This is a genomic window from Streptomyces sp. NBC_01408 (genome assembly GCF_026340255.1).
GTDB lineage: Bacteria > Actinomycetota > Actinomycetes > Streptomycetales > Streptomycetaceae > Streptomyces.
In genome coordinates, this window is sequence record NZ_JAPEPJ010000001.1 from 1,794,891 (window position 1) to 1,805,815 (window position 10,925).

10 protein-coding genes and 1 pseudogene are annotated in these 10,925 nt (G+C 71.5%); 9 read left to right on the forward strand and 2 right to left on the reverse strand.

Features of this window, described 5'->3' with window-relative positions:
• The first annotated feature begins 5 nt into the window (after positions 1 to 5).
• The 7 genes from OG447_RS08505 to OG447_RS08535 all read left to right on the forward strand — a co-directional run bounded on the left by OG447_RS08505 (position 6) and on the right by OG447_RS08535 (position 5,563).
• Positions 6 to 602, forward strand: a complete 597-nt coding sequence (locus tag OG447_RS08505; RefSeq protein WP_266935860.1) for an HD domain-containing protein — start codon at positions 6 to 8, stop codon at positions 600 to 602.
• Positions 603 to 672: 70 nt separating this feature from the next.
• Complete coding sequence (locus OG447_RS08510; RefSeq protein ID WP_266935861.1) at positions 673 to 1,209, forward strand: DUF5956 family protein; 537 nt, start codon at positions 673 to 675, stop codon at positions 1,207 to 1,209.
• Entirely contained in the window at positions 1,206 to 1,718 is a 513-nt protein-coding gene (locus tag OG447_RS08515; protein ID WP_266935862.1) for a hypothetical protein, read from the forward strand. The genes OG447_RS08510 and OG447_RS08515 overlap by 4 nt, the downstream gene beginning before the upstream one ends.
• A gap of 144 nt (positions 1,719 to 1,862) precedes the next feature.
• Positions 1,863 to 2,141, forward strand: coding sequence for a hypothetical protein (locus tag OG447_RS08520; RefSeq protein ID WP_266935863.1), 279 nt, complete (start codon positions 1,863 to 1,865; stop codon positions 2,139 to 2,141).
• A 111-nt stretch (positions 2,142 to 2,252) separates the two neighbouring features.
• Positions 2,253 to 3,320, forward strand: coding sequence for a CdaR family transcriptional regulator (locus OG447_RS08525; protein WP_266935864.1), 1,068 nt, complete (start codon positions 2,253 to 2,255; stop codon positions 3,318 to 3,320).
• Positions 3,321 to 3,465: 145 nt separating this feature from the next.
• A complete protein-coding gene (locus OG447_RS08530) occupies positions 3,466 to 3,981 on the forward strand; it encodes a hypothetical protein (protein ID WP_266935865.1) in 516 nt (171 codons plus the stop codon).
• A gap of 55 nt (positions 3,982 to 4,036) precedes the next feature.
• Positions 4,037 to 5,563 (forward strand): flotillin family protein, encoded by a 1,527-nt coding sequence (locus OG447_RS08535; RefSeq protein ID WP_266935866.1) that lies wholly within the window; start codon positions 4,037 to 4,039, stop codon positions 5,561 to 5,563.
• Between the two features lie 49 nt (positions 5,564 to 5,612).
• On the opposite strand, the pseudogene OG447_RS08540 reads toward OG447_RS08535, so the two are convergent.
• Both OG447_RS08540 and OG447_RS08545 read right to left on the reverse strand, forming a co-directional pair.
• Positions 5,613 to 6,934, reverse strand: a pseudogene (locus tag OG447_RS08540) (SulP family inorganic anion transporter).
• Between the two features lie 213 nt (positions 6,935 to 7,147).
• Entirely contained in the window at positions 7,148 to 8,095 is a 948-nt protein-coding gene (locus OG447_RS08545; RefSeq protein ID WP_266935867.1) for a methionyl-tRNA formyltransferase, read from the reverse strand.
• A 258-nt stretch (positions 8,096 to 8,353) separates the two neighbouring features.
• Between OG447_RS08545 and OG447_RS08550 the strand changes: the two genes are divergently transcribed.
• Positions 8,354 to 9,706: a lysine N(6)-hydroxylase/L-ornithine N(5)-oxygenase family protein gene (locus OG447_RS08550; RefSeq protein WP_266935868.1), complete on the forward strand. Its 1,353-nt coding sequence runs from the start codon at positions 8,354 to 8,356 to the stop codon at positions 9,704 to 9,706.
• A 139-nt stretch (positions 9,707 to 9,845) separates the two neighbouring features.
• Positions 9,846 to 10,898 carry an iron-siderophore ABC transporter substrate-binding protein gene (locus tag OG447_RS08555; RefSeq protein WP_266935869.1) on the forward strand — a complete coding sequence of 351 codons (1,053 nt, stop codon included), beginning with the start codon at positions 9,846 to 9,848 and terminating at the stop codon, positions 10,896 to 10,898.
• Positions 10,899 to 10,925 lie beyond the last annotated feature (27 nt).

The following is a 10,925-nucleotide window of genomic DNA, read 5'->3' on the forward strand; positions in this document are numbered from 1 at the left end:
GTGCCATGACCATGACGTGGAACCTCGACACCGCATCCGCCCGGGCCGCCCTGCGGATCGCGACGGAGTACGCCGACGCGGACCTGCTCGGGCACTCCGTCCGCTCCTACGCCTTCGGGGCGCGGTACGCGGCCGAGCACGGGCTCGCGTACGACGCCGAACTGTTCTACGTGGCCGCTCTCGTCCACGACCTGGGCCTGACCGCGCCGTTCGACAGCCACACCCTGTCCTTCGAGGAGGCGGGCGGCCATGTCGCGCGCGTGCTGACGGCGGGCCTGGGCTGGCCGGCGGACCGCCGGGACCGCGCCGCGGAGGTGATCGTCCTGCACATGCGGGACGACGTCACGGCCGCCGAGGACGTGGAGAGCCACCTCCTCCAGGTCGGCACCAGCGCCGACGTGTCGGGCCTGCGCGTCGAGGAGTTCGACGCCGGCTTCACCGCCGCCCTGCTCGCCGCTTACCCGCGGGGAGGCTTCGGCGCGTCCTTCCTCGCCCTGGTCGAGGAGCAGGCGCGGCGCAAGCCCGCCTGCGCGGCCGCCGGCTACGTGGCGGGCGGCGCGGCGGCCCGCATCGGGGCCAACCCGCTGGACCGGCGCGGCTGACCGCGCCGCCCGCACCGGGTCACGGGCGGCGGTCCCCGGCATCCGCGACCGCGTCGGATAGCGTGCCCGCATGTCGTGGGACGAGGACGGAACGCCGCACCCGCTCGCACAGCGCCGCACCGGCCGCAGCGAGCAGGAGCCGGACCGGCTGCCCGAGATCCGGGAGCTGGAGGCGCTCGGCTGGGAGCAGGCGCCCGAGAGCAGCCTCTGGGTGTTCCTGCCGTACGTATGGCCGCCCGGCGACCGGACCTGGATCCCCGACCGCTCCACGCACTGGGCGGTGGAGACCGGCCTCGACGGCCACGGCCACATCACCGGGGTGGAGTGCGCCCCGCTCTCCGAGGCCGACGTGGACCTCCTCGGCGGCGAGACCGACGCGGTCCTCGCGGACCTCGGCGTCCCGCCGCGCCCCCGGGGACGGCTGTGGCTGCTCCGCCCGGTCGGCGCCTTCCCCACGGTGGGCGCGGTCCTCGGCCACCTGCGCGCCGTGGCCGCCGAACGAGGCGTCGAGGAGCGGCCCTCGGCGGACTTCCTCGCCCTGGCCCGGACCGAACTCGCCGCCCTGGCACGCACCCGTACCGATCGCACCGAAGGACTCAGCACATGAACGACCCCGACCGGACCCCCGTAGAGGACACCCGCTTCGGCGGGATAACCGTCCGCCAGGAGGGCCAGGACCGCATCGAGGTCCACGGCGAGCGGATACCCCGCGTGATCCTGGAGCGCGACCCGGCGTCGGAAGTGGACCCGCGGACCGCCATCGGCACCCGCGACGCGGACCGCCTCACGATGCGGATCGACGGGCGTCAGGCCCGGCTGGAGCCGGCGAAGGGCGCCCTGACGAGGCACTCGTACCGGGTGGACGTGGAGTACGGGGGAGCGCGCTACCGCCTCGTCCCGGACTCGGTGCCCAGCAGCCGGCTGACCCGCGACGGAGTGCACCTCGGTGACTTCTCCTGCGACGGCGACGAGATGGTGCTCGCCGAATGGACGGAGGGCGCCGAGGTCGAGCCGGTGGACGCCTCGATCGGCTACGCCCTGGCGTCGGCCTTCGGCACGGGCGGCCAGCCCCTGTGGATGATGCTCGCCGACGGGGTGAGCAGCGCGCTCCCGTAGGGACGCCGCCCTGACCGTCCGGTCCGTCCTGCCCACCCTGGCCGTCCCGTCCGCCCGACCGTCCTGTCCGTTCCGCCCCGTCCTGCCGTCCGGCGGCCCCGTAGCTACGCTTGGCGTGAGGGGCGACCGACGGGAGGCCACCTCATGCACCGACGTCACCACTTCCACATCGACCACGCGGGGCATTCGGTGAGTGCCACCGTCCAGACGGGCCACAACGCGCTGGTGGAGGTACTGGTCGACGGGAAGGAGACGGGGCACGCCACGACGCACGACGACCATCCCGTGACCGTGCGGGTGGAACTGCCGACGGATCCCCCGACGTGGGCCTCGGTCCGCGCGACCCCGGGCCCGGGGCTGCCGCGCTGCGTCTTCGAGACGGCGGCCATCGAGCCACGGGTCATGTCGCCGCGCTCCTACTGACGGGCCGCGCCCAAAGCCGCCCGACGCCTGATTCCCGACGCCCGGCGTTGTCGGCAGTCCCCGTATCCTGATCACGCCGGTTCGGGGGATGCCGCGCATCAGGAGCGGGGGATGGGTGTGACGGACCGGGAAGCGCCACAGACGCATGTGGCGGGGTTCGCCGAAACCCTGCTGGGCGCGTGCGCGACAGGACGCAGGCTCACCCGGGACGAGCTGGAATCGCGCCGCGTGCAGGGGGAGCGGGCGGCGGAGGCCGGGCTGTCGCTGCGCGGGCTCATCAGGGAACACCTGGCCGTGACGCGGGAGGTCCAGCCACGGCTGGCGGCCGGCTCGACGGGCCCGCTGCTGGAGGCGGTGCAGCAGGCGGTGGACGCCTTTGCCGAGGGCCACGAGCGGGCGCAGCACCAGGCGGTCCGTCAGGAGGAGGCCGCGCGCCGCGAGTTCATCGACGACCTGCTGTACGGGCGCAGCGACCTGGGCCGATTGGCGGAGCGGGCCGGACGCTTCGGCCTGCTGCTTTCCCAGGCCCACGCGGTCGCCGTCGCGACCGGGCCCGAACCGTACGGGGACGGCTACCCGGTGGCGCGCGGGATAGAGGAGGCGGTCCTGGCCCGGTTCGGCAACCGGAAGATCCTGCTGGCCACCAAGGACGGCCGGCTCATCTGTGTCGCTCCCGGGGACCAGCCCGACGTACTCGGCTACTTCGCCAAGCGGGCGTACGCGGCCACCGACGGCGGCCGGGTCGCCATCGGCCGCTCCCACCCGGGCGCGGGCGGGGTCGTCCACTCGTACGAGGAGGCGCTCAACGCGCTCGACCTCGCCGAGCGGATGCGTCTGGAGGGACCCGTGTTCCGCGCCGCGGACCTGCTGGTCTACCCGGTCCTCACCCGTGACCGGCAGGCCATGGCCGACCTGGTGGAGAGCGTCCTCGGGCCCCTCGGGCAGGCCCGGGGCGGCGCCCAGCCGCTCCTAGACACCCTCACCGCGTACTTCGACAGCGGCTGCGTGGCGACCGAGGCCGCCCGGCGGCTGTCGCTGAGCGTGCGGGCGCTGACGTACCGCCTGGAGCGCATCCACCGCCTCACGGCCGCGGACCCGGCCGATCCCGCGCACCGCTACACGCTCCAGACGGCGGTGATCGGCGCCCGGCTGCTGGGCTGGCCGGGGACCGGGGACTGACGGCGGGCTGCGTCGGCCGAGTGGGCTGCGCCGGCTGCGTCAAAGACGCGTAAAGATTGCCGGTGACAGGCAATGCGCGTCGCGTGTACGCGGTGGCACGATCCCCTTGTCCGGCTAGCACACCGGTTCAGACGGGGGAGTCTGCGTGGCCTTGTTTCTGGGTCTCGGCATTGCGGGGATCGTCCTGCTGGTCTGCTCGCTGGTGTTCGACGGGGTGCTGGAGGGGTTGCTCGACGGCGCCCTGGACGGGCTGCTCGACGGGTGGCTGTCGCTGCCGGTGGTCGCGGGGTTCGTTTCGATGCTCGGTTTCACGGGGGCGATCGTGCTCGGGTCCACCGGACTCGGGCCCGGCGCGGCGGCCGCCGCGGGAGCGCTGGCCGGTACGGGGGCCGGCTGGGCGAGGTACCGGTTCAGCCGGGCCCTGATGCGCGACGGCAGTGGCCGGGCGCCGCGTCAGGGCGACCTCGTCGGCTCGGCGGGGACCGTGGTCACCGCCGTCCCGGCGGGCGGCGGTTACGGCGAGGTCCTGCTGCGCCTCGGCGGCCAGCCGGTCAAGTACACCGCGAGCTCCGAGGGCGGCGCGCTGCCCCGGGGCGCCGAGGTGTGGGTGACGGCCGCGCCCTCGTCCACCTCCGTCACGGTCCGCCCCGTCGACCGCTGACGACACCCCCTTAGGGGGTGTCCTCCTCGTCCATCCGCTCTACGGGAGTTGTGTCATGAGCCCTGTCGTTACCGCCGTCGTGGGGGTGGTCGTCCTCCTCGTCCTGCTCGCACTGACCGTCATCACCCGCTACAAAGTGGCGGGCCCCAGCGAGGCGTTCATCATCACGGGCCGCCGCGGCAAGAAGTCCACGGATCCGACGACCGGTCAGGTCGTGACCGACACCAGCGGCCAGAAGGTCGTGGTCGGCGGCGGGGTGTTCGTCGTCCCCTTCGTGCAGCAGCGGTTCACCCTCGACCTGTCCAGCCGGCACATCCCGGTGGCGGTCCGCGGCGCGGTCACCCTGCGCGGCATCAAGGCCAACCTCGAAGGCGTCGCGATCGTCAAGGTCGGCGGCACCGAGGACGCCATCCGCGCCGCCGCCCAGCGCTTCCTCCAGCAGCAGGACGGCATCGTCGGCTTCACCCAGGAAGTGCTCTCCGGCGCCCTGCGCGCCATCGTCGGCCGGATGTCGGTGGAGGACATCATCCGCGACCGTGCCGCCTTCGCCGGGCAGGTCGCCGAGGAGGCCGAGGCCAGCCTCTCCGGCCAGGGCCTGGTCCTCGACGCCTTCCAGATCCAGGACATCACCACCGAGGGCTCCTACCTGGAGGACCTCGGCCGCCCCGAGGCCGCCCGAGCCAAGCAGGAGGCCGACATAGCGGAGGCCAACGCCCGGCGCACCGCCGCGCAGGCCCGTCTCAAGGCCGAGGAGGAGATCGCGGTCGCGGAGCGCACCCTGTACCTGCGCCAGGCCGAGATCAAGGCCGAGACCGACGCCGCCGCGGCCCAGGCGAACGCCGCCGGCCCGCTGGCCGACGCGGACCGCCAGCAGCAGATCCTCGCCGAGCAGGAGAAGGTCGCCGAACGCCAGGCGGCCCTGACCGACCGCCAGCTCGACACCCAGGTCCGCAAGCCCGCCGACGCCCGCCGCTACGAGGCCGAGCAGGAGGCGGAGGCCAAGCGGGTGGCCCGGGTCAAGCAGGCCGAGGCCGAGCGCGCCGCCGCCATCGCCGCCGCCCAGGCGGAGGCCGAGCGCTCCCGGCTGACCGGTGAGGGCGAGAAGCAGCGCCGCTCCGCCCTGGCCGAGGCCGAGGCCATCGAGGGCGCCAAGCGCGGTGAGGCCGAGCGGGCCCGGCGCGCGGCCATCGCGGAGGCGGTCCAGCTGGAGGGCGCCGCCGAGGCCGCGTCGATCGCGGCGACGGGCGCCGCCGAGGCCGAGGCGATGAACAAGAAGGCCGAGGCCTTCGAGCGTTACGGGGACGCCGCCGTCCTCCAGATGCTGGTCTCGGTGCTCCCGGAGGTCGTCGGCAAGGCCGCCGAACCGCTGGCCGCCATCGACAAGCTGACGGTCATCTCCACCGACGGGGCGAGCAAGCTCTCCCGTACGGTCGCCGACAACGTGGCCCAGGGCATGGAGCTCCTCGGCTCCACCACGGGTGTGGACCTCGCCCAGCTCCTCAAGGGCCTCACGGCCGCCAAGCCGGCCGGGGAGCCCGAGGCGGCGGCGACGGCCAACGGCAAGATCACCATTACGGGGTAGTGCGTACGAGGACGTGCCGGGGCCCGCTCGGGGGAGCGGGCCCCACGGGTCAGTGCCCGGGGGCGAGTTCGCCGCTCAGCGTGCGGTGGATGCGGGCGCTGTGCTCGTTGAGGCCGGTGATCTGCACGGTCTTGCCGCGCCGGGCGTACTTGGGGTGACGTCCGCCAGGCGGGCGACCCGCTTGGCGAATACGACCATCGCGGTGACGGTGCCCGCGATGACGCCGACGGCCAGGTTGTGGGTCGCCACCACGCACACCACGGTGACCACCATGACGGTGATCTCACCGGCCGGCATCCGCTTCAGCGTCCTGGGGGCCACCGAGTGCCAGTCGAAGGTCGCGAAGCAGACCATCACCATGACGGCGACCAGTGCGGCCATCGGGATCTCGGAGACGACCGGCCCGCAGACGATGCACAGCACCATCAGGAAGACGCCCGCGAGGAAGGTCGACAGCCGGGTGCGCGCCCCCGACACCTTCACGTTGATCATCGTCTGGCCGATCATCGCGCAGCCGCCCATGCCGCCGAGGAACCCGGTGACGATGTTGGCGACGCCCTGGCCGACGGATTCGCGCGTCTTGCTGGAGTGGGTGTCGGTGATCTCGTCGACGAGCTTCGCCGTCATCAGCGACTCCATCAGCCCGACCAGCGCCATGGCGAAGGCGTACGGGGCGATGGTGGTCAGGGTGTCCAGCGTGAACGGTACGTCGGGCAGCCCGGGCACCGGCAGGGACGAGGGCAGCGCCCCCTTGTCGCCGACGGTCGGCACCGCGATCCCGGCCGCCACGGTGACCGTGGTCAGGATGACGATGGAGACCAGCGGCGCGGGGACCGCCTTGGTGATCTTCGGGAAGAGCACCATCAGCGCCAGCCCGGCCGCGACCAGCGGGTACACCGGCCAGGGCACGTCCCGCAGTTCCGTCAGCTGCGCCATGAAGACCAGGATGGCCAGCGCGTTGACGAAGCCGACCATGACCGAGCGCGGTACGAAGCGCAGCAGCCGGGCCACCCCGAGCGCGCCGAGCAGGATCTGGAAGACCCCCGCCAGGATGACCGCGGCCACCAGGTAGCCGAAGCCGTGCTCCCGGTTGAGCGGGGCGATGACGAGGGCCACCGCCCCGGTCGCCGCCGAGATCATCGCGGGCCGGCCGCCGACGACGGCGATCGTCACGGCCATGGTGAAGGAGGCGAACAGCCCGATCGCCGGATCCACCCCCGCGATGATCGAGAAGGAGATGGCCTCGGGTATCAGCGCGAGCGCGACGACGAGCCCGCCGAGCACCTCGGTCCGCAGCACCTTCGGCGAGAGCCAGGAGGGCCGGCGCGGGACGCGCGGCCGCGCTGACGGGGACGGGGCGAGGGAGGGCATGGCGAAGCGGACCTGTCGTGTCGTGGGTGCGAAGTGAGGAGTGTACGTGGCTCCTCGCCGGCGCCCCGCGCACGCGGAAGGGCCCGGCCCGTGACACGGGTCAGGCCCTTCCCGGGGGCGCCGGTCCGCCCGCCCGGGGACCGTCCGGGGCGGGCGGACCGGCGGATCAGGTGGCGGCAGCGGCCGCGCCGGCCGCGCCAGTCGCTTCCGGCGTCAGGGACGGCTCGTCAGGTAGCCGCCCATGGAGGTGAAGTACTCGGACGCGGGCAGCTCCCGGCCGTCCTCGGTCCGTACGCGGGTGATGGCGAGGCCGTGGTTGCGTCCCGTCCGGGCGTCGGCTCCGGCGACGATCACCACGCCCTCGCCCTCCCGGTAGAAGATGCGGCCGGGGGTGCCGCCGTAGCGGCCCTCGGAGACGACGGCGGCGAGGATTTCGAGGCGCTTGCCCTTGTGGAAGGCGAAGGCGCTCGGGTACGGGGCGCACTGGGCGCGGACCAGGCGCTCCAGGTCCTGTGCGGGCCAGTTCCAGTCGACCCGGATGTCTTCCTCGGACCGCTTGTGGAAGAAGCTGGCCTGGGAGCGGTCCTGCTTGGTGAACTCGGTCTCACCGGAGGCGATGCGGTCCAGCGCGCCGATGGTGACCGGGGCGATGAGGTCCACGGTCTTGTGGAACAGGTCGGTGGTCGTGTCCTTCGGACCGACGGCGACCGACCGCTGGAGGACGATGTCGCCGGCGTCGAGCACCTCGTCCATCATGTGTGCCGTGACGCCGACTTCCGGCTCGCCGTTGATGAGGGCCCAGATCAGCGGGGAGAAACCGGCGTACTTGGGCAGCAGCGAGTCGTGGACGTTCAGGGTGCCGTGCTTGGGCAGGGTATAGATGCGCGGCGGGATCCAGGTGCGCCAGTTGTTGGCCACGAGGATGTCCGGGTCGGCTTCCTTGAGGAGCTGGAACAGCTCTTCGTCGTCCGGCCGGTTGCGGATGACCACGGGGACGCCGTGCTCCTCGGCCAGGTCCGCGACCGAATCGCTCCAGATCTTCTCGTAGGCGTGCTCGCTCTTGGGGTGGGTCACGACCATCACCACGTCGTGCTCGGAGTCCAGGAGAGCCTGCAGGGTGCGGTGACCCCAGGTCTGATAACCGAACATGACGACCCGCATGGGGTTCCTCCTCAGAAGAGCGACTGACCGGGATAAGTAAAGCAAGGCTTACCTAAGGGTGCAACGGGCCGCAATTCTGGCCCGGTTGACCTGATGATCGCCTGGTTGTCCGTTTTGCCCCGTCGACAGGGTGGCTGGATCAGGTTAGCTTTACCTAAGTTCCACGCGGCTGCCGGTCACCGGTGTGCCTGGACTTCCGTTTCCCCCCTCGCCTGACAGGACACCTGGCAGGCGGCTGTCCCGCACGATGGGAGTGACATGTCTCAGGCTCTTCCTGGCGACGCACCACTGATCCACGATCTAATCGGAATCGGCTTCGGGCCGTCCAACGTGGCCATGGCGATCGCGCTGAGCGAGCACAACGCGCGCGTCGGAAGGCAAGAGGCTGTCACCGCTCACTTCTTCGAGCAGCAGCCCAGTTTCGGCTGGCACCGCGGCATGCTCATCGACGACGCGACCATGCAGGTCTCCTTCCTCAAGGACCTGGTGACGCTCCGGAACCCGAGCAGCGAGTACACCTTCCTCCGCTTCCTGCAGAGCAAGGGCCGCCTGATCGACTTCGTCAACCACAAGAACCTCTTCCCGCTGCGGATCGAGTTCCACGAGTACTTCGAGTGGGCCGCGGCCAAGGTCGACGACATGGTCTCCTACGGCCACCAGGTCATAGCGGTCGAACCCGTAGTCCGTGACGGCGTCGTGGAGTACCTCGACGTGACGGCCCGTTCGGGCGACGAGGTGGTCACCCACCGCGCCCGCAACCTCGTCATCGGCACCGGCCTGCGCCCGGTCATGCCCGAGGGCGCCGAGCGGACCGACCGCGTGTGGCACAACTCCGACCTCCTCGCGAAGGTGGAGGGCCTGGAGGGCACCGACCCCTCCCGGTTCATCGTCGTGGGCGCCGGCCAGAGCGCCGCCGAGAACGTCGCCTACCTGCACCGCCGGTTCCCCGAGGCCGAGATCTGCGCCGTCTTCTCCCGCTACGGCTACAGCCCCGCGGACGACAGCAGCTTCGCCAACCGCATCTTCGACCCGCAGGCCGTGGACGAGTACTACAAGGCCCCGGAGGACATCAAGCAGAGGCTGATGGACTACCACGGGAACACCAACTACTCCGTGGTGGACATCGACCTCATCGACGACCTGTACCGCCAGGCGTACCAGGAGAAGGTCCTCGGCAAGGAGCGCCTGCGCTTCCTGAACGTCTCGCGCCTCACGGGCGTCGAGGAGACCGCCGACGGTGTCCGCGCCACCATCAAGTCCCTGGTCACCGGCGAGGAAGCGCCGCTGGACGCCGACGTGGTCGTCTGCGCCACCGGCTACCGGCAGGCCGACGCCCTCGGACTCCTCGGCGAGGTCGCCGAGCGCGTCCGCCGCGACGAGCAGGGCCGGGTGCGCGTCGAGCGCGACTACCGCATCTCGACCGATGCCGAACTGCGCTGCGGCATCTACCTCCAGGGCGGCACCGAGCACACCCACGGCATCACGTCCTCGCTGCTCTCCAACACCGCGGTCCGCGTCGGCGAGATCCTGGACTCGATCCTCGACCGCGACCTCAAGTCCGTGGCCGACGAGGTCCGTCCGGTCGCGGACGGGATCCCCTCCCCCCGCTGAAGCTCCCGGAGGCCTCCCCCCAGTCCTCCGGCTCCGGGGCCCCCGCCCCGTACAGTCCCACCTCGCCCGGCCCGCCGGCAGCGCCGTCCTGCGCGGCGGTCCGGGTACGCACTGTGAAACCCCCGTGAAAGGAACATCCGTGTCCACTGGTACACGCCCCGCGCTGACGCGGTTCGGCAGAATCTTCCCCCGTGTGGCCGTCGCCACCGCCGCCGCCGTCGCGCTCGCCGCCTGTGGCGGCGGCACCGAGAAGAAGGAGGCCGAGTCCACCCCCTCGGCCGCTCCGGACGCCAAGTCCGCCGCCTTCCCGGTGACCGTCGACCACAAGTACGGCAGCACCACGATCGACAAGGCGCCGGCGAAGGTCGTCACCCTCGGTCTGTCGGACCAGGACGCCGTCCTCGCCCTCGGCATCAAGCCGGTCGGCGCGGTGAACTGGTTCAAGGAGGACCCGTACGGCAAGTGGCCGTGGGCGAAGGACAAGTGGGGCGACGCCAAGCCCGCGATCGTCGGTGAGCGCGACGAGTACAACATCGAGAAGATCGCGGCCCTCAAGCCGGACCTGATCATCGCGCAGTACTCGGGCATGAAGAAGGAGCAGTACGACACCCTGTCGAAGATCGCCAAGGTTGTCGCCCAGCCCAAGGACCTGCCCGACTACGGCGCCTCCTGGCAGGTCATGACCCGCCAGATCGGCAAGTCCCTCGGCAAGGACACGGAGACCGAGAAGCTGATCGCGGACATCGACGCGCGCTTCAAGGCCGTCCGCGAGAAGCACCCCGACTTCGCGACGAAGACCATCGCCGTCGCCGACAGCTTCGAGGCCGGCAAGTACTCGGCGTTCACGAAGACCGACCCCAAGTCGATCTTCTTCTCCGAGCTCGGCTTCAAGCTGAAGCCCGAGATCGACGCCATGGTGGCGCAGCCCGGCTTCAACGTCGCCGAACTGAGCGCCGAGAAGCTCGACGTCCTCGACGTCGACCGCCTGGTGTGGGTCACCTCCAGCACCGAGGCCAACGACCGCATCAAGGCCGAGGCGCTCTACAGCAAGCTGAAGGTCCACCAGGAGAAGCGCGACCTGTTCGTGCCCTACCAGAACCCGGACATCGGCGCCGCGTTCTCCTTCAACACCGTCCTGTCGATCCCGTACGCCATCGACCAGGTCGAGCCGCTGATCTCGGGCATCAAGTAATCGCCGGTCCTCCGGCATCCCGCCCGT

Coding starts and splice junctions, on each gene's coding strand:
- OG447_RS08520 (WP_266935863.1), top strand. CDS start 1,863: ATGCACCGACGTCACCACTTCCACATCGACCACGCGGGGCATTCGGTG.
- OG447_RS08535 (WP_266935866.1), top strand. CDS start 4,037: ATGAGCCCTGTCGTTACCGCCGTCGTGGGGGTGGTCGTCCTCCTCGTC.
- OG447_RS08545 (WP_266935867.1), bottom strand. CDS start 8,095: ATGCGGGTCGTCATGTTCGGTTATCAGACCTGGGGTCACCGCACCCTG.
- OG447_RS08515 (WP_266935862.1), top strand. CDS start 1,206: ATGAACGACCCCGACCGGACCCCCGTAGAGGACACCCGCTTCGGCGGG.
- OG447_RS08510 (WP_266935861.1), top strand. CDS start 673: ATGTCGTGGGACGAGGACGGAACGCCGCACCCGCTCGCACAGCGCCGC.
- OG447_RS08525 (WP_266935864.1), top strand. CDS start 2,253: ATGGGTGTGACGGACCGGGAAGCGCCACAGACGCATGTGGCGGGGTTC.
- OG447_RS08505 (WP_266935860.1), top strand. CDS start 6: ATGACCATGACGTGGAACCTCGACACCGCATCCGCCCGGGCCGCCCTG.
- OG447_RS08550 (WP_266935868.1), top strand. CDS start 8,354: ATGTCTCAGGCTCTTCCTGGCGACGCACCACTGATCCACGATCTAATC.